The following is a 25,602-nucleotide window of genomic DNA, read 5'->3' as shown; positions in this document are numbered from 1 at the left end:
TGTCTACACTCGGGAGGCGACGACGAAGGAGTGTGCGCGATGCCGGCGAGACCCCACCACCCCGTGAGCTTCCGGCTGCTGCCGGCGCTCGCGGCCCTCCTGATCGCCGCGGTCCTCGCGCTGGTCCCCGCGACCGCGGCGACGGCCGAATCGCCCGTCTCCTTCTCCTCCTCCACCGTCCTCGACTCGGTCGGGGTGCTGAGCTCCGGAGAGACCGCCGAGATCGAGCAGGCCTCGCGGGCCCTCTACGACCAGCACCGCGTGCAGCTGTTCGTCGCCTTCGTCGACTCCTTCACCGATCCGTCCGACCGCGCCGCGTGGGCGGACGAGACCGCGACCCGCAACGGACTGGGCACCGACGACGTCCTCCTGGCCGTCGCGGTCGACGCCCGCCAGTACCAGGTGTCGGTCGCGCAGGGCTTCGCCCTCGACGACGCGCAGGTCTCCTCGCTCCAGTCCGACGACATCGAGCCGAGGCTCGCCGACGGCGACTGGGCCGGAGCCGCGGTGGCCGCCGCCGACGGGATCGGGCAGCGCCTCGACGCGCCCAGCGCCGGCGAGTCCCTCGGCTCGGGGCTGCTGATCGCGCTCGGCGTGCTCGCGGCGCTCGTCGTGATCGGCCTCGTGGTGCTGCTGCTCGTCCGCCGCGCGCGGAAGCGCCGCGCCCAGGAGGCGGTGGAGGCCTCGATCGACGAGCTCGCCACCCGTGCCGGGTCGGCCCTCGTCCACGCCGACGACGCCGTCCGCACCAGCGAGCAGGAGGTCGGCTTCGCGGAGGCGCAGTTCGGCGCCGACGCGACCGGCGCGTTCCGCGAGGCGCTCGTCACCGCGAAGCGCCTGCTCGGCGAGGCCTTCACCCTGCAGCAGCGTCTCGACGACGCCGAGCCGGAGACCGATCAGGAGCGCCGCGACGGCTACCAGCGCATCCTCCAGCTCTGCGCCGACGCCGAGCAGACGCTCGACGAGCGCGCGAGTGCGTTCGAGGAGCTGCGCGACCTCGAGAAGAACGCGCCGCAGTTCGCCGCCGCGCTCTCGGCTCGCGCCGCCGAGGTCGGCGACCGCCTCCCGTCGGCCCGCGCCCGCCTCGCCGAGCTCGCCTCCCGCTACGCGCCGACCGCGATCGACGACGTGGGCGACGACGCCGACCAGGCCGAGGACCGCCTCCGCTTCACCCGCGACCAGCTCGCCGGCGCCCAGCAGGCGCTGCAGGCCGGCGACTCCGGCCGCGCCGCCGTGCTGCTGCGCGCCGGGCAGCAGGCCGCCGAGCAGGCCTCCGGGCTCGTCGACGCGGTGGCCACGCGCGGCGACGAGCTGCAGAAGGCGGAGGCGTCGCTCGCCGGCCGCGTCGCCGAGATCCGCGCCGACGTGGCGCAGGGACGAGCGCTCGCCGCCTTCCAGGACGCGGAGTCCGCCGCCCAGGCGCAGAACGTCGCCGCGGCGGTCGCCTCGACCGAGGCCGCCCTCGACGACGTCGAGCGCGCCGCCTCCGTGCGGCCGAACGACCCGCTCGCCCTGCTCGAGGCGCTCACCGCCGCCGACGCCACGATCGACGCCGCCGTCGGCGGGTTCCGCGACGCGCAGGCCCAGCGCGAGCGCGAGCGGGCCGCCCTCGGCGCCGAGCTCACCTCCGCCCGCAGCCGCGTCTCGGCCGCCGAGGACTTCATCGCGGCCCGCCGCGGCGCGGTCGGCTCGGAAGCGCGCACCCGCGTCGCCGAGGCCGCCCGCTCGGCCGAATACGCCGAGCGCATCGCCGCCACCGACCCCCGCGAGGCTCTCGCCTCCGCCCAGCGCGCTTCGCAGCTCGCCCAGCAGGCGCTCGAGCGGGCGCGGGCCGACGCCGGCTCCTACTCCGCCCCGAACGCCGTCGGCAGCCCCTACGGAGGCGACACGACCGGCGCGTTCCTCGGCGGGATCCTGGTCGAGTCGCTCCTGGGAGGCGGACGCCGCAGCGGCTACCGCTCGGGCGGCTTCGGCGGAGGCGGGTTCAGCGGCGGCTTCGGCGGCGGCGGCTCGTCCCGGCGCTCCGGCGGCGGCGGCTTCGGCGGCGGGCGCAGCAGCGGCGGCGGCGGACGCCGCGGCGGCGGCGGGCGCTTCTGAGCGCCCCCGGGCATCCGCGCACGACCGACGACCACCACCTCCCCCCACGACTCCGGCACCACCTCCGACATCCGGCACCACCCACGACGCAAGGAGAGACACCCATGGCTCAGAGACAGTCGATCTTCGGCCGCATCGCGCAGCTCGCGAAGGCCAACATCAACGCGCTCCTCGACCAGGCCGAGGACCCGCAGAAGATGCTCGACCAGATGGTCCGCGACTACACCGACAGCATCCGCGACGCCGAGGCGGCGATCGCCACCACGATCGGCAACCTGCGCCTGCTCGAGGACGACTACCGCGAGGACGTGCAGAACGCCCAGGAGTGGGGCGGCAAGGCCCTCGCCGCGAGCCGCAAGGCCGACGAGCTGCGCACCGGCGGGAGCGCCGGCGACGCCGACAAGTTCGACGCGCTGGCCAAGGTCGCTCTGCAGCGCCAGATCCAGTCCGAGAAGGAGGCGAAGGACGCCGAGCCGACCATCGCCTCGCAGACCGAGGTCGTCGACAAGCTCAAGTCGGGCCTGAACCAGATGCGCGAGAAGCTGCAGCAGCTCTCGAGCAAGCGCGACGAGCTGATCGCGCGCTCGAAGACCGTCGAGGCGCAGAGCCAGGTCCAGGACGCCGTGAAGAGCATCGACCTGATGGACCCGACGAGCGAGGTGAGCCGCTTCGAGCAGAAGATCCGCCGCGAGGAGGCGCGCGTCCGCGGCGCGGAGGAGCTCGCCTCCTCGAGCCTGGACGCGCAGTTCGAGTCGCTCGAGGACCTCGGTGAGATGACCGAGGTGGAGGCGCGCCTCGCCGCGCTCAAGTCCGGCCGCCCGCAGGACTCGATCGGCTCCTGAGCCCGTGCGCCTCCGGCGGTCCTGCCGGAGGCGCACTCCCCTTCCCGACACGCGCGGAGCGAAGGCTGGCAATCGCCATGGTGCGGTGCCGCCGCCGTCCCCGTAGTGTTCACACCAGGTTGCCCTTGACCCCGGTCGCCCTGATGCCGCGTCCGGCCCCTACCGACGCGGTGAACCATGAGCGGACCGCCCCCGTCGGGATCGCTCACCGAGAGATCGTCGACGCCGACGGTCACCACGAAGAGCGAGGCGCCGATGAGCACCCCCACCACCACGTCCGTCACCGGAGGCGCCCCCCGCGTCGTCCGCACCCGTCCGCGCGCCGACGGCCGCGTCAACCCGACGACCGAGTACTCCGGTCTCCTCAGCACGGTCCGCGACGCGGGGCTCCTCCGCCGCCGCACCGGCTTCTACTACACGATGTTCGGCGCGCTGGTCCTCGCGCTCGGCGGCATCGTCACCGGCTTCGTCCTGCTGGGCGACTCCTGGTTCCAGCTCCTGCTCGCCGCCGCCCTCGGCATCGTGCTGACGCAGTTCGCCTTCCTCGCCCACGAGGCCTCGCACCGCCAGGTGTTCGAGTCCGGCAAGGCCAACGACATCGCCGGCCGCACCCTCGCGAATCTCTTCGTCGGCATCAGCTACTCCTGGTGGATGACCAAGCACAGCCGCCACCACGCGAACCCGAACGTGCTGGGCAAGGACCCGGACATCGAGCGCGACGTCGTCTCCTTCACCGCCGAGGACGCGGCCCGCTCGCGCGGCCTCTACGCCTGGCTCACCCGCCGCCAGGGCTACGCGTTCTTCCCGCTCCTGCTGCTCGAGGGCCTCAACCTGCACCTGCACGGCTTCCGCACCGTGTTCGGCAAGGGCAAGGTCGACAAGCGCTGGGTCGAGATCACCATGCTCGTCACCCGCGTCGGCCTCTACCTCGCCGTCGTCTTCTGGGCCCTCCCCCTCGGCATGGCGTTCGCCTTCGTCGGCGTGCAGCTGGGCGTCTTCGGCCTCTACATGGGCGCCTCGTTCGCGCCGAACCACAAGGGCATGCCGCTGCTGCCGAAGGAGGCGCGCGTCGACTTCCTCCGCCGCCAGGTCCTCACCTCGCGCAGCATCCGCAGCACCTGGTTCACCGACCTCTACATGGGCGGCCTCAACTACCAGGTGGAGCACCACCTCTTCCCGAACATGCCCCGCCCGGCGCTGCGCCGTGCGCAGGTCATCGCCAAGGAGTACTGCACCACCCACCAGATCCCCTACACCGAGACCTCGCTGATGGAGTCGTACGCGATCGTCGTCCGCTACCTCAACAAGGTCGGCCTGTCGGCCGGCGGCGACCCGTTCGACTGCCCCGCCGCCTCCGCCTACGGACGCTGAGCACTCCCCCTTCGGAGGCCCCTCGCACCTTCCCGGTGCGGGGGGCCTCCGTCGTTCGCGGGAGCGCAAGGGGGTGCCCCCGCGGGCGGCGGAGTCGTAGCGTCGGGACATGAGCAGCTCCGACTACGACATCGAGCCCACCCCCACCGACACGACCGACGGCACCGACACGACCGACGGCGCGCGCACGCCCGACCCCGCCACCGAGACCGGCACCTCCGCGGGCCTCGACGAGGTCGGCGGCGCGGCCTCCCCCCTGGCCGACGGCGTCGGCGCCGACGGCGAGGAGCAGAACCCCCCGCTGCCCGACTGGGGCCCCACCGACGGCGTCCACGGCACCGACGCCGAGACCGACGCCTCGGGCACCGAGCAGCACTGACACGGCTCCGCGAGGGACCTCCCCGGCCGGTCGGCGAACGTTCCGACCGCGTTCCGAGGAGGTCCCTCCGTGTTCGCCGGAGGGTCGGCCGGCGCTCGGTCGGCGCGCCCTACACTGGCGAAATGCAGCCGACCGAACGCGCCCTCCGCGTGATCTCCTACAACCTCCGGGAGCACCGAGCGCACGCCGAGATCGCCCCCCTCGCCGCCCGCCACGACATCGACGTGCTGTGCCTGCAGGAGTGCGACACCACGAAGCTGCCGCAGGAGGTGGGCTCGCTCCGGCTCGCGTCCGTCACGGCCCGCAACCGCCTGGGCCTGGCCGTCTACTACTCGCAGGACCGCTTCGAACTCTCCGGCAGCGCCGCGTTCGAGCTCAGCAAGTCCATGCACGACCGCGTGATGTCCCCCGCTCACGAGCGCCTGCTGGCCGTCCGCCTCGACGACCGCGACGGCGGATCGATCGCCGTCTCCTCCTTCCACGCCGCCCCGCTCTCGGCCGGCAACGCCCTGCGCCGCAAGCAGATCGACGAGGCGCTGAACCGGCTGCGCGAGTACGCGCCGGACACCCCCTCCCTGATGGTCGGCGACTACAACTACCCGTGGTTCTTCCGCGGACTCGACCGCCGGATGACCCGGAACGGCTACCTGGTCTCGCGGAGCGACTCCCCCACCTACGCGCGCTACCGCTACTTCAGCGGCCACTTCGACTTCGCGATCAGCGACTCCGTGCGGATCGAGCGGGTCTCCACGCTGCCCCAGGGCGTCTCGGACCACCTCCCGGTGATGGTCGACGCGCACTACGGCGTTCCCGCCGCCTGAGCGCGGGGCCCGCGGGCCCGCGCGGTCGGTAGGCTCAGGGGGTGACGACCCTGATCCTCGCCCGGCACGGAGAGACTGTCTGGCACTCCGAGAACCGCTTCGCGGGCTCCTCCGACATCGCGCTGACCCCCCGGGGCCAGGACCAGGCGGCGACTCTGGCCGCCTGGGCCGTCGACGCCGACCTCGAGGCGGTGTACTCCTCCACCCTGGTCCGGGCCGTGCGCACCGCCGTGCCCGCCGCGCGGGCGGCCCACCTCGAGCTGCAGCCCGACCCGGCGCTGGTCGAGGTCGACTTCGGCCGCGGTGAGGGGCTGACCACCGACGAGATGGAGAAGCGCTTCCCGGACGAGTACCACGCGTGGGTCGCGGCGCCGGCCATCCAGCCGATGCCCGGCGGCGAGTCCGGCCTCGACGCCGTCGCCCGCGCGAACACCTCACTCGCGCGCATCCACCGCGAGCACCCCGACGGCCGGGTGCTCGTCGTCGCGCACGGCACGCTCATCCGCCTCCTGCTGTGCGCCTATCTCGGCATCAACCCGGAGACGTACCGGCACACCTTCCCGGTGGTCGACAACGTCTCGCTGACCACGCTGCGCTGGGACGCGACCGGCGTCGGCCTGCTCGGCTACAACGTCCCGCCCGTCCAGACGCAGCGGCGCTCCAGCTGAGCGCAGCGGCCGCTCCGGAGCGGCGCCCGGCGAGCGCGGGCTCGATCGGCCTGGTGCTCGGGTCGGTCGCGAGCGTGCAGCTGGGCGCCTCCTTCGCCGTACTGCTCTTCCCCGCCGCGGGGCCGATCGGCACCGTCACGCTCCGGCTGGTGTTCTCGGCCGTCGTGCTGCTCCTGGTCTGCCGTCCGCGGCTGCGCGGCCACAGCCGGAGCGACTGGGCCACCGTCGCCGCCTACGGTCTCGCCCTCGGCGGGATGAACGCCTGCTACTACGAGGCCATCGCCCGGATCCCGCAGGGCGCCGCCGTCACCCTCGAGGTGCTCGGGCCGCTGACGCTCTCGGTGATCGCCGGGAGGAGCGTGCTGAGCCTGGTCTGGGCGGTGCTCGCGCTGGCCGGAGTGGTGACCCTGTCGCAGGGCGGGTTCTCGGCGCTGGACCCGGTCGGCGTCGGCTTCGCGCTGGGAGCCGCAGTGCTCTGGGCCGCGTACATCGTCTTCGCCGGCCGCACCGGCGGGCGGTTCCAGGGGATCGACGGGCTCGCGCTGGCGCTGGCGGCCGGCGCGATCGTGTCGCTGCCGTTCGGCCTCGCCTCCGCCGGGCCCGCCCTGGTGGTGCCGCCGGTGCTGCTCCTCGGGCTCGCCGTGGCGGTGCTCTCCTCCGCGGTGCCCTACGCGCTGGAGCTGCTGGCGCTGCGGCGCCTGCGCTCCTCGACCTTCTCGATCCTGATGTCGCTCTCCCCCGGGGCGGCCGCGCTCTCGGGCTTCCTCGTGCTCGGGCAGCGCCTCAGCGCCGTCGAGGCCGTCGGGATCGCGCTCGTGGTCGCCGCGAGCATCGGGGCGGTGCGGACCGCGCGGACCTCCGCCTGAGCGGCAGTTCTTTTGTTAGGCTAACTATGTGCCATCGACCGAGACCCTGCAGACCGAGACCCTGCAGACCGAGACCCCTCCGACCGACACCCCGCAGACCGATCTCCCGCTGACCTCCCTCGCCGGCGAGGTGCGGGCAGCGGTCGGCCGGCTCGGACGGCGGCTCCGGCAGGAGAAGGCCCAGCACGAGCTCAACGATCCGCAGTTCAGCGTGCTCGCGCTCCTGCACCGCGAGGGCGCGAAGACCCTCGGCGAGCTGGCCGAGGCGGAGCGGGTCCGCCCGCCGTCGATGACCCGCACGGTCGGCTGCCTGGTCGACGAAGGACTCGCGGAGCGCCTGGCCGACCCCGCCGACGGCCGCGTCACCCGCATCCGCCCCACGGAGGCCGGCACCGCACTGGTGCTCGACGTGCGCCGCAGCCGCGACGCCTGGCTCGTGGCGCGCCTCGAGGAGCTCCCTCCCGAGGACCTGCGCCTCCTCCACGACGCGGCGGCGGTCCTGCGCGCGGTGGCCGACCGATGAGCGCGATGTTCCGCTCCCTCGCCGTGCCGAACTACCGCATCTGGTTCGCGGGCGCGATGGTCTCGAACGTCGGCACCTGGATGCAGCGCACGGCCCAGGACTGGATCGTGATCAACGACCTGACCGACCACGACGCGACGGCGCTCGGCGTGACCATGGCGCTGCAGTTCGGACCGCAGCTCGTGATGGTCCCCTTCTCCGGCTTCATCGCCGACCGCTTCGACCGGCGGAAGCTCCTGATGGCCACCCAGGGCGCGATGGGCGCGCTCGGGCTCGGCCTGGGGCTCATCGTCGTGACCGGGGTCGTCCAGCTCTGGATGGTCTACCTCTTCGCCCTGCTGCTCGGCTTCGCCGCGGCGATCGACGCGCCCGTGCGCCAGACGTTCGTCTCGGCGCTGGTCGAGGAGCGCGACCTCACCAACGCCGTCTCGCTGAACTCGGCCTCCTTCAACTCGGCGCGGATGATCGGACCGGCCCTCGCGGGCGTGCTCATCGCCGCGGTCGGCTCCGGCTGGGTCTTCCTCCTCAACGCCGCGAGCTTCCTCGCCGTCCTGCTCTCGCTGCGCGCACTCCACCGCGACCAGCTCCGCAGCGCCCCGCGCGCCACGCGCGGCCCGGGTGCGCTGCTGGAGGGGTTCCGCTACGTGTCGAAGCGGCCGGACATCCTCGTGGTGCTCGCGATCGTGTTCCTGATCGGCACCTTCGGCCTGAACTTCCCGATCTTCGCCTCGACGATGGCGACCGTCGAGTTCGACATGGGGGCGAGCGAGTTCGGCCTGCTCTCCTCCGCCATCGCCGTCGGCTCGGTGCTGGGAGCGCTCCTCTCGGCTCGCCGCGACCGCCCGAGGCTCCGGCTCATCGTCGGCGCCTCCGCGGCGTTCGGCGTCGCGCTCGCGCTGGCCGGCGTCATGCCGACGGTCTGGGCGTTCGCGATCCTGCTCCCCTTCGTCGGCATCGCGGCGCAGACGCTGATGACCTCGGCCAACGGCTACGTGCAGCTCTCGACCGCCCCCGAGATGCGGGGCCGGGTCATGGCGCTCTACATGGCCATCTTCGTCGGCGGCACCCCGATCGGCGCACCGCTGATCGGCTGGGTCGCGAACGCCTACGGTCCGCGCCAGGCGATGCTGGTCGGCGCCGCCTCCGGGATCGCGGCGGCCGCCATCGGACTCGCCTTCCACCTCCGTCTGCGCCGCGCCGCCCGGCTCGCGGCCCCCGAGCCGGAGGCTCTGCCGGCGACCGGCGGTGTCCCCCTGCTGCGCCCGCGCGCCTAGGCTCCGTCGGCCGGTCCGCACGCCGGGCGGATCCGCGGACCGCCCACTCGACGGGTCGCCCCCGACGCCGGGCGCGTCCGCCACCCGCCCTCAGGCCTCGCGGGTGATCTCGACGCGGACGAAGAGCTTCGACGAGCGGGGCCCGGCGAACACCCCGCGCAGCGGCGCGATGTCGTTGTAGTCGCGCCCCCGGCCGACGGTGACGTGGCGGTCGCCGATGTCGATCAGGTTCGTCGGGTCGTAGCCGCGCCACGCTCCTCCGCAGAACCACTCGACCCAGGCGTGCGACTCCCCCACCACGGTCTCGCCGATCTCGGCGTGCGGCTTGGGGTGCAGGTAGCCCGAGACGTAGCGCGCCGGGATGCCCACCGAGCGCAGCGCCCCGAGGACGATGTGCGTGATGTCCTGGCAGACGCCCTCGCGCGCGGTCCACGACTCCGTCGCGGTGGAGTGCACGCCGGTGACGCCCTGCCGGTAGGTCATCGCCCGGCCGATCGTCTCGGCGATCGTGAGCGCGGCCTCGCACGGCCCGGCCGCCTCGTCCGCGAGCGAGCGCGCCATCGCCGAGAGGTCCTCCGGCGGCGCGGTGCGGTGGGTCTGCTTCGACTGCTCCACGTACTCGGTGCGCGTCTCGACCTGCTCGGACAGCTGATCCCACCCGGTCGGGTGGTCGGGGTGCTGCTTCGGCCGGATCTCGACGAGCGAGGTCGCCGTCAGCGAGAGCTCGCGGTGGGCGTCGAGCACGTCGAACGACGAGACGCGGGTGCCCCAGTAGTCGGTGTAGGCGTGCACCGAGGTCACCGGCCGGATGTCGAGGTTCGAGAACAGCACCAGCTGCCCGTCCGAGGAGGCGGGGAGCATCCGCGCCTCGTTGTAGGACGCGACCACGTCCCCCGCGTAGGTGAAGCCCGTGGTGTGCCTGATGCGCAGCCTGCTCACAGCGCCTCCCCGATCCAGCTCGGCATGACGTTGGTGGGGAAGTACCGCTGGCGGATCGCCTCGGACGCGGCCGAGGTCGCCTCCTGCACGCTGTCCATGTGCCGCGGCAGGTCCTCGAGGATGTCGGTGATCGGCCGGAACTCCAGCTCGCTGCGGATCCGCCCGAGGACGCGCTGCGCGTCGCCGGAGTGGCCGATGCGGCCGGTGCGCGGCTCGATGTCGCGCATGCACGCCTCCGCCCGCGAGACCGAGAAGAGGATCGAGCGCGGGAACAGCCGGTCCAGGAGGAGGAACTCGGCCGCGTTCCGCGCGCTCGGCACGCCCCGGTAGGTGCGCAGGTACGCCTCGTAGGCGCCGCAGGAGCGGAGGATCGTGGTCCAGGAGGGGCCGCTCGCCTCGGTCAGCGAGCGGGTGGCGAGCAGGCGGGCGGTCATGTCGGCGCGCTCGATCGAGCGGCCGAGCGTGAAGAACTGCCAGGCCTCGTCGCGCGAGGTCGCCGACTCGATGATGCCGACGGCGAGGGCGGAGCGCTCCCTCACCCAGCTGAAGAACTCCGACACCCGCTCGCCCGAGACGCGGCGCGGCATCCGGGTGCGCGTGGTGTTGAGGCACTCCCAGAGCTCGGTCGAGACGATCTCGCGCGCCCGGCGGGCGTTCTCGCGGGCCGCGCCGAGCGAGTAGGCGATCGAGGCGGGGTTCGTGCGGTCGATCGCGAGGATCGCCAGCACGTCGGCACGGGTGATCTCGCCCATGTCGTCGGGCGGGGTCGAGCCCATCACCGACAGGAGCGAGCGGCAGGCCGTGTCCTCGTCGATCCACGGGTCCTCGAGCAGGAGCTGGAGGTGGACGTCGAGGATGCGGGCGGTGCCGTCGGACCGCTCGATGTAGCGGCCGATCCAGAACAGCGACTCGGCGATCCGGGAGAGCATCAGTCGTCCTCCCCCGCCGCGAGCGTCTGCTGCTGCTGCTGGTCCTGGTCGGTGTTCGGCGCGTCCTGCGGCGAGTGGTCGGGCGTGTGGTTGAGCGGGTAGACGATCGGGATGGAGCTGGTGACAGCGGCCTGCTCGGCGACGAGCGCCTGGATGTCGCGCGCCTCGGGCTCGGCGCTGCGCGCCTCCTCGAGGCCGACCACCCAGGTGTCCTTCGATCCGCCGCCCTGCGACGAGTTGACGACGAGCTGCCCCTCCGGGAGCGCGACGCGGGTCAGGCCGCCGGGCAGCACCCAGACGTCGGTGCCGTCGTTCACGGCGAAGGGCCGCAGGTCGGCGTGCCGGGGGCGCATCCCGTCGTCGACGAGGGTGGGGATGGTGGAGAGCTGCACGACCGGCTGCGCGATCCAGCCGCGCGGGTCGGCCTGGAGGCGGGACCGCAGCTCCGCGAGCTCCTTCGCCGAGGCGGCCGGCCCCACGACCAGGCCCTTGCCGCCGGAGCCGTCGACCGGCTTCACGACGAGCTCGTCGAGGCGGTCGAGCACCTCCTCGAGCGCTCCCGGATCCTCGAGCCGCCACGTGTCGACGTTCTTGATCACCGGCTCCTCCGAGAGGTAGTAGCGGATGAGGTCGGGCAGGTAGGTGTAGACGAGCTTGTCGTCGGCGACGCCGTTGCCGACCGCGTTGGCGATCGTGACGTTCCCGAGCCGGGCCGCGAGCATCAGCCCGGGTGAGCCGAGCATCGAGTCGGCGCGGAACTGCAGCGGATCGAGGAACTCGTCGTCCACGCGGCGGTAGATCACGTCGACCCGGGTCGGGCCGGAGGTGGTGCGCATGAACACCTTGCCGCCCGTGCAGAACAGGTCGCGGCCCTCGACCAGCTCGACGCCCATGAGGCGGGCGAGGAGGGTGTGCTCGAAGTAGGCGGAGTTGTAGACGCCCGGAGTGAGCACGACCACGGTCGGGTCGTCGACGCCGTCGGGGGCGGAGGCGCGCAGTGCCTGCAGCAGCTTGTTCGGGTAGTCGCCGACCGGGCGCACCCGCATCGAGACGAACAGCTCGGGCAGCGTCTGCGCCATCACCCGGCGGTTCGAGATGACGTAGGAGACGCCGGAGGGCACGCGGACGTTGTCCTCGAGGACCCGCCAGCCGCCCTTCTCGTCGCGGATCAGGTCGATCCCGGACACCTGGATCCGCACGCCGTTCGCGGGGACGATGCCCGCGGCCTGCCGGTGGAAGTGGCTGGAGCTCGAGATGAGCCCGGCGGGGATGACGCCGTCGGCCACGGCGTTCTGCGGGCCGTAGACGTCGGCGAGGAACGCCTCGAGAGCACGGACCCGCTGCTTGATGCCGGTCTGCACCTCGTTCCACTCGGCGCGCTCGATCACCCGGGGGACGGCGTCGAGCGGGAACGGCCGCTCCTCCCCCGCGAAGTCGAAGGTGACGCCCTGCGCGAGGTAGGAGGAGGCGAGCGCGTCGGTGCGGCCGCGCAGCTCCTCCTGGGTCATCCGCGCGAGCGAGGAGTAGATGTCGCGATAGGCGCCGCGGACCCCGTCGGGGCCTCCGGTCGACGCCACGTCGGCGAACATCTCGTCCCAGGGGGTGGCGCCCGTGTCGGGCCGCTCGACCTTCTGGGACCCGTATCCGTCGAAGAGGTCACCCATGGCACGACTCTAGTGCGGGGCGTATTGCGGGGATGTTTCGGGCGGCCGCGGGGCGAGCGGGGCGGGTCGGCGACGTCCGGGCACGGCGCCTCCGCCGTCCTGCGACAGCCCGGCGGAGGCCCGGGGATCTCGGGAATAGATCCGGCCGCACGTGGTTGAATGAGGATGTACATGCAAACGCATGGACCAGGCCCCACCGGGCCGGAGGACAGAAGGAGCGCCTGATGCAGTTCGGCATCTTCACGGTCAGCGACATCACGACCGACCCCACGACCGGACGGACCCCGTCCGAGTCCGAGAAGATCCAGGCGACCCTCGCGATCGCGCTGAAGGCGGAGGAGATCGGCCTCGACGTCTTCGCCCTGGGCGAGCACCACAACCCGCCGTTCTGGTCCTCCTCCCCCACCACCACGCTCGGCTACCTCGCGGCGAAGACCGAGAGGATCACGCTCTCCACCGCGATGGCCCTCATCACCACGAACGACCCCGTGAAGCTCGCCGAGGACTACGCGATGCTCCAGCACCTCGCCGGCGGCCGCGTCGACCTGATGCTCGGCCGCGGCAACACCGGCCCCGTCTACCCGTGGTTCGGCAAGGACATCCGCCGCGGCATCGAGCTGACGATCGAGAACTACGACCTGCTGCACCGCCTGTGGACCGAGGACTTCGTCGACTGGGAGGGCCAGTTCCGCACTCCCCTCCAGGGCTTCCAGTCGACCCCGCGCCCCCTCGACGGTGTCGCGCCGTTCGTGTGGCACGGATCGATCCGCTCCCCGCAGATCGCCGAGCAGGCCGCCTACTACGGCGACGGCTTCTTCGCGAACCACATCTTCTGGCCCGCCTCGCACACCCAGAAGATGGTGCAGCTCTACCGCCAGCGCTTCGAGCACTACGGCCACGGGACCGCCGATCAGGCGATCGTCGGCCTCGGCGGGCAGATCTTCCTGGCGAAGAACTCGCAGGACGCGGTCTCGCAGTTCCGCCCCTACTTCGACAACGCCCCCGTCTACGGCCACGGCCCCTCGCTCGAGGACTTCACGGAGCAGACCCCGCTCACCGTCGGCTCCCCGCAGCAGATCATCGACCGCACCCTCGGCTTCCGCGAGTACGTCGGCGACTACCAGCGCCAGCTCTTCCTGATGGACCACGCGGGACTCCCGCTGAAGACCGTCCTGGAGCAGATGGACATGCTCGGCGAGATCCTCCCCGCCCTCCGCGCCGGCTTCGCCGAGGGCCGCCCCGCGCACGTGCCCGACGCCCCCACCCACGCCTCCCTCGTGGCCGCGCGCGACGCGCAGCCCGCGGCCGAGCCCGTCACCGTCTAGTCAGGAGCTCTCCATGGACACCCGCAGGATCACCGTCCTCTCGGCCGGCCTCAGCCAGCCGTCCTCGACCCGGCTGCTCGCCGACCGCCTGGCCGACGCCGCCGAGTCCTCCCTCGCCGAGCAGGGCTTCGCCGTCGAGCGGAGCGTCGTGGAGCTGCGCGACCTCGCGCACGACGTCACGAACAACCTCCTCACCGGCTTCGCGAGCCCCGCACTGCAGACCGCGCTCGACGCGGTCGCCGGCGCCGACGGCCTGATCGCCGTGACGCCGATCTTCACCACCAGCTACAGCGGGCTCTTCAAGTCGTTCGTCGACGTGCTCGACACGGAGGCGCTGCGCGGTCTGCCCGTGCTGCTGGCGGCCACGGGCGGGTCCCCCCGCCACTCCCTGGCCGTCGACTACGCGATGCGCCCGCTCTTCACCTACCTGCACGCGGCGCCCCTCGCGACCACCGTGTTCGCGGCGACGGACGACTGGGGCGGCGCGACCGAGGACGGACGGGCGCTGCCCTCGCGCATCGAGCGCGCCGGACGCGAGCTGGCCGATCAAGCCGCCCGCTCCTCCCGCTCGGGCTCCACGCCCGACCCGTGGGCGCTCGACGGCTCGTTCGAGGGGATGCTCGGCCACCGCGGCTGAACGCCCGCCGCGCGGATCGGCCGCTCCTCTCATGGATCGGCCGATCCGTCCAGCCGCGATTCCCGCGGCCCTGCCGGAATAGCCTGCCCCCGGGAGCCTGCCGCTGGCCCCCGGAAGGAGGCCGTCATGGGCCTGACCAGCAAGGGGCTCCCCGCGGGGGCTCTCGACCTCTCGCAGCTCGGACGCGCGGTCCTCGACCGCCGCCGCTTCCTCGGAGCGCTCGGCGTCGCCGCCTCCGTCCCGGTCCTCTCCGGCTGCGGCTTCGCCCCCGCGGGCCCCGCGGCGAGCGCCGGCAGCGACACCCTCACCTTCACCACCTGGGGCACCGACGCCGAGCTGGCCGGCTTCCGGCGCGCGATCGACGCGTTCCAGTCGGCGAAAGCCGGCGCCACCGTGACCCTCAACGCGGTCCCGTACGAGCAGATGTTCACCAACATCGACGCGCAGCTGCAGGCGGGGAACCCGCCGGACGTCTTCCGGGTCCCGTACTACACGTTCGGCAGCTACGCCGGCCGCGACCAGCTCCTGGACCTGTCGGGCTTCCTCGACTCCGACGTCGCCGAGCGGTTCACCGATCCGGCCTGGGCCGCGGTGCAGAGCGGCGGGAGCCCCTTCGGCGTCCCCCACCACACCGACACCTCGCTGATCCTCTACAACACGCAGGTGCTGGCCGACGCGGGCGTCACCTCCTTCCCCTCCTCGCCCGAGGAGGCGTGGACCTGGGAGGAGTTCACCGAGGTCGGGCGGAAGCTGCGCGCCTCGCTCCCCGCCGAGCGCTACCCCTTCGCCTACAACTGGCAGGGCAACGGCGTCACGCGCTGGCTCAGCCTGCTCTTCCAGGCCGACGGCCGCTTCCTCACCGAGGACCTGTCCGGGCCCGCGATCGACTCCGCCGCCGGCCGCGCCGCGATCGACTTCAGCCGCAGCTTCTTCACCGACGGCCTCGTGCCGCCGAGCAGCTCTGTGCAGGCGACCACCTACGCCAGCGACCTCTGGTACTCGCAGACCACCGCGATGACCTTCGCCGGCGCGTTCCTCATCCCCGACGCCGACTCCACCCTCGACTTCGAGTGGGGCGCCACCTACTCCCCGCGCAACGTGCGCGGAGGCGGCGACTTCGGCGGCAACGCCCTCGTCGCGACCAAGGCCGCGAAGAACCCGGAGCTGGCCGCCTCCTTCCTCGCGTTCGTGACGGAGGAGGAGGCGATGCGCGACTTCTGCGCCGGCGCCTCGCTCCTCCCCACTCGCCGCGACCTCACGGAGTCGGGCATCGAGTTCGCCGTGCGCCCCGAGCTCGCCGAGGTGTTCCTCGGCCAGGCGGGCACCGTCCAGGCGTCCGACTCGGCGCAGGTCGCCTCGCCCGACATGGCCGCGATCATCACGGTGCTCAAGGAGCAGCTGGAGCAGGCCTTCGTCGGCGGGCGCAGCACCGAGGACACCATCGCCGGCCTCACCGCCGGCATCGCGGCCGCGACGCAGTGAGCCGGTCGGTCCTCGCGCCGGAGGCGGTGACCGCCCGCCCCCGGCGCACCTCCCGCGCCCCCGCCCGCGAGACGGCGGCCGCCTACGCGTTCCTCGCGCCGAACCTGCTGATGCTCGGCCTGTTCGTGTTCGTCCCCCTGGGCGGCGCGTTCCTGATCGGCTTCCAGCGCACGAACGGCTTCGGCGACGGCGTCTTCGTCGGGCTCGACAACTACGCGCGGCTGCTCGGCGACGGCCTCTTCTGGCGCTCGACGCTGAACACGGCGCTGTTCACCCTGATCGTGACCCCGCTCTCGATGGCGCTGGGCCTCGGCGCGGCGGTGCTGATGAACTCGGTGCTGCCCGCGCGGCCGGTGTTCCGCAGCATCCTCATCCTGCCGATGGCGGTCTCCGGCGTGGCGACGGCGCTGATGGGCGTGCTGATCTTCGACGAGAACAGCGGCGTGCTCGACGGCATGCTCCAGACGATCGGCCTCCCCCGCATCGCCTGGCAGTCCGGCGGAGCGGCGGCCTTCGCCTCCGTGGTGCTCGTCACCCTGTGGTGGCGCACCGGCTTCAACATGCTGATCTACCTGGCGGGGCTGCAGGGGGTGAACCCGGCGCTCTACGAGGCGGCCCGGCTCGACGGAGCGAACGCGTGGCAGCAGTTCCGCCACGTGACGCTGCCGCTGGTCGGCCCGTCGTCGTTCTTCCTGCTCATCCTCAACGTCATCTACTCGTTCCAGGTGTTCGACATCGTCTTCGTGCTCACCGGCGGCGGACCGCAGAACGCGACCTCGGTGCTCGTGACCTACGCCTACGACACCGGGTTCGTCACCCGCGACCAGGGCTACGCCGCAGCCATCGGCATCGTGCTGCTGATCCTGACCATGATCTTCACCGCGGTGCAGTGGCGCACCAACCGCTCGAGGGACCTCGTCGAATGATCCGCACGTCGCGCACCTCGCGCCTGCTCCGCCTCGCCCTCGCCCTCGCCGTCTCGGTGGTCATCGTCTTCCCGCTGTACTGGATGGTCGTCGTCGCGTTCTCCTCGCGGTCCGAGCTGCTCGGCGGCACCCTCCGCCTCTGGCCGCGCGAGCTGACGCTGGTGAACTTCGAGCGCGTGTTCTCGTCGTTCCCCGTGGCGACCTGGTTCGGCAACTCCCTCGCGATCAGCCTGGTCACCGCCCTGATCACCGTGACGATCAACCTGCTCGGCGGCTACGCCTTCGCGCAGCTGCGGTTCCGCGGATCCGGAGTGCTCTTCCTCCTGGCCCTGTCGACGCTCACCCTGCCCGTGCAGGTGATCATGGTGGCGCTGTTCCGGCTCGTCACCGACCTCGGCCTCTACGGGAGCTACTGGGCGGTGATCCTGCCGACGGCGGCATCGGCGTTCGGGCTGTTCCTGGCGCGGCAGTTCATCCTCGCGATCCCGCGGGACCTGATCGAGGCGGCCCGGATCGACGGCGCCGGGCACTTCCGCGTGTTCACGGCCATCGTCCTCCCCCTCTCGAAGCCGCTCATCGCCGTGCTCTTCTTCATGTCGCTGCTCGGCTCCTGGAACGACTTCGCCTGGCCGCTCATCGCCCTGAAGGAGAACGCGCTGTTCACGCTCCCGATCGGGCTGCTCTTCCTCCAGGGGCAGTTCGGCAGCGACTACGGAGCGACCATGGCGTTCGCCCTGGTGAACGTCGTGCCGATGGTGGTGCTGTTCCTGGTGTTCCAGCGCTACTTCGTGCAGGGCTTCGCGCGCAGCGGCCTCCGCTGACCCTGCGGCGGGGGGGGTGCGGATCGGTGCGCTGAGCGGCCATTCGTCCCCCCGTCCGGGGCCGGGAGTGTCAATCCCCCCGTTCCGCCGACCCGGCCGGCGCCGCCCCGCGGTACCGTCGTCGCAGGCGCCCACCTCGTGCGCTCCGGAGCGCACCGTTCGAGCGGAAGGCGGGATCGCCATGAGTACCGTCGCCGCGAACGCCGCCCAGCAGAAGGTGGCCGGCCGCTACTACCTGATCGAGCGCATCGGCTCCGGCGGGATGGGCTCGGTCTACCGGGCCCGCGACGAGACCGTGCAGCGCGAGGTCGCCGTGAAGGTGTTCCGCGCGGAGGCCTCGAACCCCGAGGACGTGGCCCGCCAGGAGCGCGAGGTGCGGATGCTGAGCTCCTTCGCCCACCCGGGCATCGTCAACCTCTTCGACGCGGGGCTGCACAACTTCGGCGGCGAGGTCCGCCGCTACGTCGTGATGGAGCTCGTCGCCGACCCCACGATGGAGGCGCGGCTCGAGTCCGGCCCCCTCCCGGCGGCGGAGGTCGCGGCGATCGGCACGCAGCTCGCGGAGGCCCTGGCCTACCTGCACGAGCGCGGCGTCGTGCACCGCGACGTGAAGCCCGCGAACATCCTGGTCAGCGAGGTCGCCTCCAGCGGCTACGCCCGCACCGCCAAGCTCACCGACTTCGGCGTGGCGCACTTCATGGACGGCTCCCGCCTCACCAGCGACGGCGTCGTGATCGGCACCGCGAGCTTCGTCAGCCCGGAGCAGGTCGCGGGCGAGCCGATCAGCGGAGCGAGCGACGTCTTCTCCCTCGGCCTGGTCCTCCTCGAGGCGATCACCGGTCACCGGGAGTACTCGGGCACCGTCCTCGAGGCGGCGATCGCCCGCCTCCACCGCAGCCCCTCCGTGCCCGACACCCTGCCGGCGGAGTGGCGGGCGCTGCTGACCTCGATGACGCAGCGGGACCCGGAGAAGCGGCCGACCGCCGACGAGGTCGCGCACCGGCTCCGCGGCGGGATGACGACGGGCTCGGCTTCGGGCGCGCCGACCGCCTCGGACTCGCGCGCGGCACGGATCCGGCGCTCCGTGATCATCGGCTCGAGCGTGGTCGGCGTCGGCGCGATCGCGGCGCTGTCGTGGATGCTCGGAGCGCTCGCCGGTCGCTGACCGACCGGGCGCGGGGCCCTAGGCCTCGCCGGGGAACGCGGGACGGAGCACGATCCGCGTCCAGGCGCCCACGTAGATCCGGTCGCCCTCCTCGACCTCGCGGCGCTGCCCGGCGGCGATCGGCGACTGCGGGAGCGGCGCCCCGGCCGGGGCGAGGTACGTGCCGTTCGCCGACTGCAGATCCTCGACCCACCAGCGGTAGCCGTCGGTGCTCAGCTGGCAGTGGCGCCGCGAGACACCGGAGTCGGAGCCGCAGTCCACCTGCGGCGAGATGCCGCGGGAGACGGACGGGCGGCCGACGAGCAGGGTGCGCTCGCGGAGGACGACGGTCGCGGGCGGGCCGGGCGAGGGCATGGGGTCGTCGGCGCGCTGCTCGGCGTACCACTCCGGGTCGACCCAGAGCTCGGCGATCCACGGGCGGTCCGGGTCCGCGGAGGCGGCGGCGGGGCGGGCGGAGCCGGTGGCCGGCGCGGACGCGGCCTCCTCCGACGCTGAGGCCCCGGGTGCCGGGTCGGGGGCTGCGGCCTCGGGTGCAGGGGCCTCCGGGATCACCTCGGTCGGCGGAGCGGCGGGCGGCGCGGTCGCGACGGGGGTGTCGAAGCCGGCCTCCTGCTCCGGGACCAGCTCGGTCGGAGCCGCGGGATCGGCCTGCGGCGCGGGCGCCTCGCCCAGGTGCTGGGCCGGGTCCCCCGACGGCGTCGCGGAGCCGCCGACCTCGCCCGGAGCGCGGACGGCGCCGGAGGAGGTGAACGGATCGGCCTCGGGGAGGGAGCCGGTCGTGAAGTCGTAGCCGCAGTTCTCGCAGAACAGGGCGCCGGGCTCGTTCGGGAACGAGCAGTGCGGGCAGACCGAGGGGCCGGTCGGGATCGCGGTGGTCGGCGCGGCGGGAGCGGGCGACGGGGCCGCAGCGGCACCGATGGGCGCCCCGCAGACGTCGCAGTAGTCCCCGGACTGCGAGGTGTGCCCCTCGGGGCAGCGGAAGCTCACTTGCGCACCCGCGTGGTCTTGGTCGACGCGGTGTCCAGCGCCATCTCGTCGAGGCGGTCCACGCCGCGCTTGAGCCGCACGGTGCCCTCGTTCGGGTCGTCGATCTCGACGACCTTCCGCAGCTTCGCGGTCGCCTCGTCGTTCCCGGTGACGGAGGCGAGCTGCACCGCCCGCCCGAGCTTGACCGTGGCGGTCGCCTCGTCGCCCCGCGCCTTGGCCGCAAGCCCGTCCTGGATCGCGGAGGCGAGCTCGGTCTGGCCGGTGTAGTGGGCGACGGCGGGGTCGATGCGGGCGGTCAGGGCGGAGTCGTCCGTCCAGCGCGCCTTCACCAGGGCGGAGGCGACCACCTCGTCGCGCACGCTGAGCTGCACCCGCGCGGCGAGCTGCTCCGAGCCGACCGGCTTCGACGCGACCCGGACCGCCACGTGGTACTCCCGCGACTCGTCGCCCCAGGCGCCGGTCGGGTAGGCGCCGGTGAGCGGGTTCACGGCGTTCCGCCGGGAGCTGAGGTCCTCGAGGTTCGGAGCGACCTGGCGGACGAAGAGCAGCTGCGCGCCCTGCGGAGTCCAGACGCGGAGCTCGCCGTTGGCGACTCCCCGGCCCATCGACGCCCGCATCAGCGACTCGAAGTCGGCAGCCATGTCGGCCGGGTTCGCGATCAGGCCCACGGTGCCCAGCAGGGCGCTCGCGATGGTGCGCGCCTCCTCGACGATCCAGCGGGAGCCGACGCCGCGCACGTCGCACTGGAAGTCGCCCGACGCCGCGCGGATCGCCGCGTCCAGCTGCATCCGCGACTCGTGCTCGTTCTTGCCGTCGGTGAGGAGGATCGCGTGCCTCTGCGTCGCCTCCGGCACGGTCGCGAACAGCTGGCGGGCGAGGGTCAGCCAGGTGCCCATCGCGGTGCCGCCGTCGGCCTGGAGGTAGCCGATCGCCTCCTTCGCCGCGGCTCGCGCCCCCGGCTCCATCCGCACCATCGAGACGGTGGCGTTGGGGTACGGGAAGGCGCGGTCGGCGCGCTCGGACCCGGCCACGACGGCGAAGAAGGTGCCGTCCAGGATCTGGTCGACGGCCACGGCGGCGGCGCGCTTCGCGGCCGTCATGTTCTCGCCGGTCATCGATCCGGAGCAGTCCACGATGATGATCTCGGCCGCGGCCCCGTCGGACCCGGCGACCCCCGTGCCGGACGCGGTCACCGTGACGATGGCGTGCACGTCGGTGGCGCCGTCCGAGAGGAACTCGTTCTGGAAAACACTCGCGCTGAACTCCGCCATTCCGGCAGTTTACGGGGACGCCCGGCCCGAGCGGCCCTCCATCGCCGAGGATCGGCCGGGCATCGCGGCCCGACGCCTGCACGACAGCTGTCGGGGCCGGCGGAGGAGGGTCGAGCGCCGCCGGAGCGCCCCCGTCAAGCCCGCCGCGACCGGACGCCGCCGATGCCAGGGTGGAGCCGTGCCTCCCTGGACCCTCGCCCTCGCCAGCGGCGCCATCGGCGGCGCCACCCTCCTGATCGGCGCCGCGCTCGCCTGGTTCGTGCGCGTGCCCCCGAAGCTCACCGCCGCGATCTCCGCCTTCGGAGCAGGGGTACTGATCTCGGCGCTCGCCTACGAGCTCGTGCAGGAGGCGGCGGACGACGGAGGACTGCTCCCGACGATCCTCGGCACGCTCGCGGGAGCCGTCGTCTTCGTCGGCGCGGACGCGCTGCTCACCCGCGCCGGCGCGGGGAACCGCAAGAGCGCGAAGGGGTCGGGCGGAGGAGGAGGCGCGGCCATCGCGGCCGGCGCCCTGATCGACGGGGTCCCCGAATCGATCGTGCTCGGCCTCTCGGTCGCCCAGGGCGGCGCGGGAGCGGCGATCAGCGTGCCCATCGTCGCCGCGGTCGCGATCTCGAACCTCCCCGAGGGCCTGTCCTCGACGGTCGGCATGAAGGCCGACGGCCGCTCCGCCCGCTACGTCTTCACCGTCTGGGGCGGGATCGCCGCGATCTCGGCCGCCGCGGCGCTGGTCGGCTTCCTGGTCTTCGCCACCGCACCGGGCGCGGTCGTGGCCTTCGTGACGACCGTCGCCGCCGGCGCGATCCTCGCCATGATCTCGAACACGATGATCCCCGAGGCGTTCGACCGCGACGACGTGCTCACCGGGCTGTACGCGGTCCTCGGGTTCGTGACGGCGTTCGCCTTGCACAGTGCTGGTTAGGACGCCGCTCCCCGCGCGGCGTCCCGCAGTCGGCTCGAGCGCATGGCCGGGTCCCGAGGAGCGGGATGCGCACGGCGACGCGGATCCGCTGGAACGCGGATCCCCGGATACGCCTCGCGAGGACGCCGCTGGTTAGGACGCCGCTCCCCGCGCGGCGTCCCGCAGTCGGCTCGAGCGCGCGGCCGGGTCCCGAGGAGCGGGTCGCCCACGGCGACGCGGATCCGCTGGAACGCGGATCCCCGGATACGCCTCGCGAGGACGCCGCTCCCCGAGCGGCGTCCCGCAGTCGGCTCCAGCGCGCGGCCGGGTCTCGAGGAGCGGGATGCGTACGGCGACGGGGATCCGCTGGAACGCGGATCCCCGGATACGCCTCGCGACGGCGCCGCTGCCTTCGCGGCGTCCCGCAGTCGGCTCCAGCGCGGGGCCGGGTTCCGAGGAGCGGGACGCGCACGGCGACGGGGATCCGCTGGAACGCGGATCCCCGGATACGCCCCGCGAGAACGCCGCCGCCTGCGGAACGGAGTGCGGTCAGCCGCTGAAGGCGGTGAGGGCGTCGTCGAGGATGCCGAGGCCGCGGGCGACCTCGGCGGGGGTGATGACGGCCGGCGGGACCACGTGGATCCGGTTGTCGGCGGTGAAGGGCAGGAGGCCGCGCGACAGCAGGTCGGTCTTGAGGCGGGCGACGGAGGCCGCCGGCAGCGGGGTGCGCGCGGCCCGGTCGGTGACCAGCTCCAGGGCCCAGAACACTCCGGAGCCCCGGACCTCGCCGATCAGGTCGTGCTTCGCCTCGAGCGCCGCCAGGCCGGGGGCCAGGTGCTCCGAGCCGATGGTGCGCGCGTTGTCGACGATCCCCTCCTCCTCCATCGCCTGGAGCGTCGCGACGACGCTGGCCGCGGCGAGCGGGTGGCCCGAGTAGGTGAGACCGCCGGGGAAGACGCGCTCGTCGAAGTGGTGGGCGATCGGATCCGAGATGACGACGCCGCCGATCGGAACGTAGCCGGAGTTGACGCCCTTCGCGAAGGTGATCAGGTCGGGGCGCACGTCGAAGGCGTCGAAGGCGAACCACTCCCCCGTGCGGCCGAAGCCCGCCATGACCTCGTCGAGGATCAGCTGGATGCCGTACCGGTCGGCGATCTCGCGGACACCCGCGAGGTAGCCGGGCGGCGGGGTGAGCACGCCGGCGGTGCCGGGGATGGTCTCGAGGAGGAACGTGGCGATCGACTCCGGCCCCTCCGCCTGCACGACGCGCTCGAGGTGGTGGAGGGCGCGCTCGCACTCCTGCTCGAGGGTCTCGGCCCAGAACTCGCTGCGGTACAGGTAGGGCCCGAAGGCGTGCACGTGCCCGCGGGAGTACTCGTTGGGGATGCGGCGCCAGTCGCCGGTCGAGACGATCGCCGCTCCCGTGTTGCCGTGGTACGAGCGGTACAGCGAGACGACCTTGTCGCGGCCGGTGAACAGCCGCGCCATGCGGATCGCGTTCTCGTTCGCGTCCGCGCCGCCGTTGGTGAAGAAGACCTTCTCCATGCCCTCGGGCGCCCGCTCGGTGATCAGGCGGGCCGCCTCGGCGCGGGTCTCGTTCGCGTAGGCCGGGCCGACGGTGGTGAGGACGCCCGCCTGCTCCTGGATCGCGGCGACGACCTTCGGGTGCTGGTAGCCGATGGTGACGTTCACGAGCTGGCTCGAGAAGTCGAGGTAGCGGGTGCCGTCGACGTCCCAGACCTCGGCGCCGAGACCGCCCGCGATCGGCAGCGGATTCAGCGCGCCCTGCGCCGACCAGGAGTGGAACACGCGGGACCGGTCGGCGGCGGTGACCGAGGCGTTGTCGCGGACGGTGGGGGCGGTCGAGGACGTCATGCTCCCCATCGTGCCGCGCGGGCCTCGGAAGAGGGCGTGCGGATCCGTCGATCCGCGGACCCTACGATGGACGGAACGTCGAAGGGAGCCGCGCATGCCCGCGACCGTCCGCGATCTGCTGGCCGAACCGGCCTTCCGCCTGCGCGTGCTCGCCGGCGTCCACGACGAGGCCGATCTCGACGCCCCTCTGGTGTGGGCGCACTCCTCGGACCTCGTCGATCCGACGCCCTGGCTCGAGTCGGGCCAGCTGCTGCTGACCGACGGCGTCCACTTCACCGGGCACGACAGCGCCGAGTTCTCGGAGGAGTACGTCGCCCGGCTGCGCGGCCGCGGCATCCGCGCGCTCGGCTTCGCCACCCGCATCGTGCACGACGAGGTGCCCGCCGCTCTCGTCACGGCGTGCGAGCGCCAGGGCCTGCCGCTGCTGGAGGTGGCGGACCTGACTCCGTTCATGGGGATCATCCGCTTCGTCGCCGACGTGATCTCGCGGGAGCAGCGCGAGCGGCTGGAGTGGTCGCTCGAGGCGCAGCGGCGGGTCGCCCGCGCGGCGCTGCGGCCGGACGGGCTCGCGGCGATCCTCACCGAGCTGGAGCGGCAGCTGGACTGCTGGGTCGCCCTCTACGACGCGGCCGGGCAGAGGGTGCACCTGCCCACCCGGCTCGACGTGCCGGCGGAGGAGGCGGTCGCCGCGGCCGCGAGGCACGCGCTGACCCGCGGCAGCCGAGCGGGACTCCGGCTCGACGACGGCGGCGGAGTGACGCTGCAGACGATCGGGCGCCGCGACCACCTGCGCGGGGTGCTCGCCGTGGGCACGGGCACGCCGCTGGACCCGGCGGGCAGCGACCTCGTCGCGAGCGTCATCGCCCTGGCGAGCATCGCGCTGGAGCAGCGGCGCGCGCTGGACTCCTCCCGCCGGCAGCTGCGCTCCGGACTGCTCGAGCTGCTGGCCGCGGGAGCCTTCGACGTCGCCGAGAGCACCGCACGGCGCCTGGGGAGCCCGCTGCCCGCCGAGCCCGTGCGGGTGGTCGTGCTGAGCGCGCCCCTGCACGGCGACTCGCTCCTCGACGAGCTGGAGGTCGTGGCGGAGGAGGACGGCGCGCGCCTGTTCTTCGCCGAGAGGGACGGCTCGCTCGTCGCCGTGGCCGCCGCCGACGGACTCGAGCCGCTGACCGCCGTGCTGGAGCGGCACGGCGCGAGCGCCGGCGCCTCCGCCCCGATCGGCTGGTCGGACCTGGACCGGGGCCTCGAGGAGGCGCGGCGCGCCGCCGAGCGGACAGGAGACGGGCCGGTGGTCCGGTTCGAGGACGTCGCCGCCGAGGGGATGATCGGGCTCCTCGCCGCCGCCGGAGCAGCACCGCTCGCCCGCCGGATGCTCGCACCGCTGCTGACCCCCGAGGGAGCCGTGCTGCTCGAGAGCGCCCGCGTCTGGCTCCGCCGCAACGGCGCCTGGGAGCCCGCCGCCCGCGACCTCGGCGTGCACCGTCACACCCTCCGCAACCGCATCACCGCCGTCGAGCGCGCCCTCGGCCTCGACCTCGACGACGTCTCCGCCCGCACCGAGCTCTGGACGGCGCTGCGGCTGCACTCATAGCCTCTCTCCTCCTGCGTCGTCGATCGGCCGCGGTCGGCCTCAGGAGGTGGGGACGATGGGAAGAGCGGGTCGCGTACCGCGCACGACGATCCGCTCCCACGCGGATCGCCGGTTGCGCTCAGCCGTGCTCAGGAGCCTCTCTCCTCCTGCGTCGTCGATCGGCCGCGGTCGGCCGGGGAGGGTGGTCGCGTTCCGCAGAGCGGGTTGCGTACCGCGCACGACGATCCGCTCCCACGCGGATCGCCGGT

The 25,602-nt window shown here is 73.2% G+C and carries 23 protein-coding genes; 17 read left to right on the top strand and 6 right to left on the bottom strand.

The genetic code is table 11. The annotated features are described in order from the left end of the window. Positions 1–39 precede the first annotated feature (39 nt). The 9 genes from C5B93_RS08755 to C5B93_RS08715 all read left to right on the top strand — a co-directional run bounded on the left by C5B93_RS08755 (position 40) and on the right by C5B93_RS08715 (position 8,841). Positions 40–2,097, top strand: coding sequence for a TPM domain-containing protein (locus C5B93_RS08755; protein WP_104292251.1), 2,058 nt, complete (start codon positions 40–42; stop codon positions 2,095–2,097). 104 nt (positions 2,098–2,201) lie between these two features. After that, positions 2,202–2,939, top strand: a complete 738-nt coding sequence (locus tag C5B93_RS08750) for a PspA/IM30 family protein (RefSeq protein ID WP_104223858.1) — start codon at positions 2,202–2,204, stop codon at positions 2,937–2,939. 255 nt (positions 2,940–3,194) lie between these two features. Further along, complete coding sequence (locus C5B93_RS08745; protein ID WP_104292262.1) at positions 3,195–4,310, top strand: acyl-CoA desaturase; 1,116 nt, start codon at positions 3,195–3,197, stop codon at positions 4,308–4,310. Between the two features lie 109 nt (positions 4,311–4,419). Beyond that, the gene (locus C5B93_RS08740) at positions 4,420–4,689 is read left to right on the top strand and encodes a hypothetical protein (protein ID WP_104226203.1); all 270 of its coding nucleotides are present in this window, start codon (positions 4,420–4,422) and stop codon (positions 4,687–4,689) included. A gap of 122 nt (positions 4,690–4,811) precedes the next feature. Then, positions 4,812–5,510 carry an endonuclease/exonuclease/phosphatase family protein gene (locus C5B93_RS08735; protein ID WP_104223855.1) on the top strand — a complete coding sequence of 233 codons (699 nt, stop codon included), beginning with the start codon at positions 4,812–4,814 and terminating at the stop codon, positions 5,508–5,510. Positions 5,511–5,551: 41 nt separating this feature from the next. After that, on the top strand, positions 5,552–6,178 hold the full coding sequence (locus tag C5B93_RS08730; protein ID WP_104223854.1) for a histidine phosphatase family protein: 627 nt from the start codon (positions 5,552–5,554) through the stop codon (positions 6,176–6,178). Positions 6,179–6,231: 53 nt separating this feature from the next. Then, a complete protein-coding gene (locus tag C5B93_RS08725) occupies positions 6,232–7,044 on the top strand; it encodes a DMT family transporter (RefSeq protein ID WP_244229480.1) in 813 nt (270 codons plus the stop codon). 28 nt (positions 7,045–7,072) lie between these two features. After that, positions 7,073–7,567, top strand: coding sequence for a MarR family winged helix-turn-helix transcriptional regulator (locus tag C5B93_RS08720; RefSeq protein WP_258068180.1), 495 nt, complete (start codon positions 7,073–7,075; stop codon positions 7,565–7,567). Continuing rightward, positions 7,564–8,841 carry an MFS transporter gene (locus C5B93_RS08715; RefSeq protein WP_104246866.1) on the top strand — a complete coding sequence of 426 codons (1,278 nt, stop codon included), beginning with the start codon at positions 7,564–7,566 and terminating at the stop codon, positions 8,839–8,841. The genes C5B93_RS08720 and C5B93_RS08715 overlap by 4 nt, the downstream gene beginning before the upstream one ends. Positions 8,842–8,931: 90 nt before the next feature. Here the strand turns inward: C5B93_RS08715 and C5B93_RS08710 are convergent, their stop codons facing one another. The 3 genes from C5B93_RS08710 to C5B93_RS08700 are packed head-to-tail and all read right to left on the bottom strand — an operon-like array spanning position 8,932 to position 12,373. Continuing rightward, entirely contained in the window at positions 8,932–9,780 is an 849-nt protein-coding gene (locus tag C5B93_RS08710) for a transglutaminase family protein (protein WP_104292250.1), read from the bottom strand. After that, positions 9,777–10,709: an alpha-E domain-containing protein gene (locus C5B93_RS08705; protein WP_104292249.1), complete on the bottom strand. Its 933-nt coding sequence runs from the start codon at positions 10,707–10,709 to the stop codon at positions 9,777–9,779. The genes C5B93_RS08710 and C5B93_RS08705 overlap by 4 nt, the downstream gene beginning before the upstream one ends. Next, positions 10,709–12,373, bottom strand: coding sequence for a circularly permuted type 2 ATP-grasp protein (locus C5B93_RS08700; RefSeq protein WP_104223850.1), 1,665 nt, complete (start codon positions 12,371–12,373; stop codon positions 10,709–10,711). The genes C5B93_RS08705 and C5B93_RS08700 overlap by 1 nt, the downstream gene beginning before the upstream one ends. A gap of 224 nt (positions 12,374–12,597) precedes the next feature. On the opposite strand from C5B93_RS08700, the gene C5B93_RS08695 reads away from it, so the two are divergent. The 6 genes from C5B93_RS08695 (at position 12,598) to C5B93_RS08670 (ending at position 18,729) form a co-directional block, all read left to right on the top strand. Beyond that, positions 12,598–13,698, top strand: coding sequence for an LLM class flavin-dependent oxidoreductase (locus C5B93_RS08695; RefSeq protein WP_104226200.1), 1,101 nt, complete (start codon positions 12,598–12,600; stop codon positions 13,696–13,698). Positions 13,699–13,711: 13 nt separating this feature from the next. After that, positions 13,712–14,335, top strand: a complete 624-nt coding sequence (locus C5B93_RS08690; protein WP_104292248.1) for an FMN reductase — start codon at positions 13,712–13,714, stop codon at positions 14,333–14,335. Between the two features lie 126 nt (positions 14,336–14,461). Beyond that, complete coding sequence (locus tag C5B93_RS08685) at positions 14,462–15,817, top strand: sugar ABC transporter substrate-binding protein (protein WP_104292247.1); 1,356 nt, start codon at positions 14,462–14,464, stop codon at positions 15,815–15,817. Between the two features lie 26 nt (positions 15,818–15,843). Then, positions 15,844–16,743 (top strand): carbohydrate ABC transporter permease, encoded by a 900-nt coding sequence (locus C5B93_RS08680; RefSeq protein WP_244229482.1) that lies wholly within the window; start codon positions 15,844–15,846, stop codon positions 16,741–16,743. Next, entirely contained in the window at positions 16,740–17,564 is an 825-nt protein-coding gene (locus C5B93_RS08675; RefSeq protein ID WP_104233145.1) for a carbohydrate ABC transporter permease, read from the top strand. The genes C5B93_RS08680 and C5B93_RS08675 overlap by 4 nt, the downstream gene beginning before the upstream one ends. A gap of 181 nt (positions 17,565–17,745) precedes the next feature. Further along, positions 17,746–18,729, top strand: a complete 984-nt coding sequence (locus C5B93_RS08670) for a serine/threonine-protein kinase (RefSeq protein WP_104223845.1) — start codon at positions 17,746–17,748, stop codon at positions 18,727–18,729. 18 nt (positions 18,730–18,747) lie between these two features. Here C5B93_RS08670 and C5B93_RS08665 read toward each other — a convergent pair whose 3' ends face one another. Then, the gene (locus C5B93_RS08665) at positions 18,748–19,716 is read right to left on the bottom strand and encodes an FHA domain-containing protein (RefSeq protein WP_104292246.1); all 969 of its coding nucleotides are present in this window, start codon (positions 19,714–19,716) and stop codon (positions 18,748–18,750) included. Continuing rightward, positions 19,713–20,987, bottom strand: a complete 1,275-nt coding sequence (locus C5B93_RS08660; protein ID WP_104223843.1) for a VWA domain-containing protein — start codon at positions 20,985–20,987, stop codon at positions 19,713–19,715. The genes C5B93_RS08665 and C5B93_RS08660 overlap by 4 nt, the downstream gene beginning before the upstream one ends. Positions 20,988–21,165: 178 nt before the next feature. On the opposite strand from C5B93_RS08660, the gene C5B93_RS08655 reads away from it, so the two are divergent. Next, the gene (locus tag C5B93_RS08655; protein ID WP_104223842.1) at positions 21,166–21,909 is read left to right on the top strand and encodes a ZIP family metal transporter; all 744 of its coding nucleotides are present in this window, start codon (positions 21,166–21,168) and stop codon (positions 21,907–21,909) included. Between the two features lie 528 nt (positions 21,910–22,437). Here C5B93_RS08655 and C5B93_RS08650 read toward each other — a convergent pair. Continuing rightward, positions 22,438–23,763 (bottom strand): aspartate aminotransferase family protein, encoded by a 1,326-nt coding sequence (locus C5B93_RS08650; protein ID WP_104292245.1) that lies wholly within the window; start codon positions 23,761–23,763, stop codon positions 22,438–22,440. A 94-nt stretch (positions 23,764–23,857) separates the two neighbouring features. On the opposite strand from C5B93_RS08650, the gene C5B93_RS08645 reads away from it, so the two are divergent. Next, positions 23,858–25,354, top strand: coding sequence for a PucR family transcriptional regulator (locus C5B93_RS08645; protein WP_181068364.1), 1,497 nt, complete (start codon positions 23,858–23,860; stop codon positions 25,352–25,354). Positions 25,355–25,602: the final 248 nt, after the last annotated feature.

Origin of the sequence: Rathayibacter sp. AY1A2, assembly GCF_002930935.1 — a bacterium.
Taxonomy (GTDB): Bacteria; Actinomycetota; Actinomycetes; order Actinomycetales; family Microbacteriaceae; genus Rathayibacter.
Note: the sequence above shows the minus strand (reverse complement) of the source record. Positions and strands in the feature narration are given on the sequence as shown.

Bases quoted from the DNA above. Each gene is read 5' to 3' on its own strand.
- C5B93_RS08695 (WP_104226200.1), top strand. From the start codon at position 12,598: ATGCAGTTCGGCATCTTCACGGTCAGCGACATCACGACCGACCCCACG.
- C5B93_RS08660 (WP_104223843.1), bottom strand. From the start codon at position 20,987: ATGGCGGAGTTCAGCGCGAGTGTTTTCCAGAACGAGTTCCTCTCGGAC.
- C5B93_RS08700 (WP_104223850.1), bottom strand. From the start codon at position 12,373: ATGGGTGACCTCTTCGACGGATACGGGTCCCAGAAGGTCGAGCGGCCC.
- C5B93_RS08745 (WP_104292262.1), top strand. From the start codon at position 3,195: ATGAGCACCCCCACCACCACGTCCGTCACCGGAGGCGCCCCCCGCGTC.
- C5B93_RS08740 (WP_104226203.1), top strand. From the start codon at position 4,420: ATGAGCAGCTCCGACTACGACATCGAGCCCACCCCCACCGACACGACC.
- C5B93_RS08755 (WP_104292251.1), top strand. From the start codon at position 40: ATGCCGGCGAGACCCCACCACCCCGTGAGCTTCCGGCTGCTGCCGGCG.
- C5B93_RS08750 (WP_104223858.1), top strand. From the start codon at position 2,202: ATGGCTCAGAGACAGTCGATCTTCGGCCGCATCGCGCAGCTCGCGAAG.
- C5B93_RS08735 (WP_104223855.1), top strand. From the start codon at position 4,812: ATGCAGCCGACCGAACGCGCCCTCCGCGTGATCTCCTACAACCTCCGG.
- C5B93_RS08650 (WP_104292245.1), bottom strand. From the start codon at position 23,763: ATGACGTCCTCGACCGCCCCCACCGTCCGCGACAACGCCTCGGTCACC.
- C5B93_RS08675 (WP_104233145.1), top strand. From the start codon at position 16,740: ATGATCCGCACGTCGCGCACCTCGCGCCTGCTCCGCCTCGCCCTCGCC.
- C5B93_RS08685 (WP_104292247.1), top strand. From the start codon at position 14,462: ATGGGCCTGACCAGCAAGGGGCTCCCCGCGGGGGCTCTCGACCTCTCG.
- C5B93_RS08645 (WP_181068364.1), top strand. From the start codon at position 23,858: ATGCCCGCGACCGTCCGCGATCTGCTGGCCGAACCGGCCTTCCGCCTG.
- C5B93_RS08670 (WP_104223845.1), top strand. From the start codon at position 17,746: ATGAGTACCGTCGCCGCGAACGCCGCCCAGCAGAAGGTGGCCGGCCGC.
- C5B93_RS08715 (WP_104246866.1), top strand. From the start codon at position 7,564: ATGAGCGCGATGTTCCGCTCCCTCGCCGTGCCGAACTACCGCATCTGG.
- C5B93_RS08705 (WP_104292249.1), bottom strand. From the start codon at position 10,709: ATGCTCTCCCGGATCGCCGAGTCGCTGTTCTGGATCGGCCGCTACATC.
- C5B93_RS08690 (WP_104292248.1), top strand. From the start codon at position 13,712: ATGGACACCCGCAGGATCACCGTCCTCTCGGCCGGCCTCAGCCAGCCG.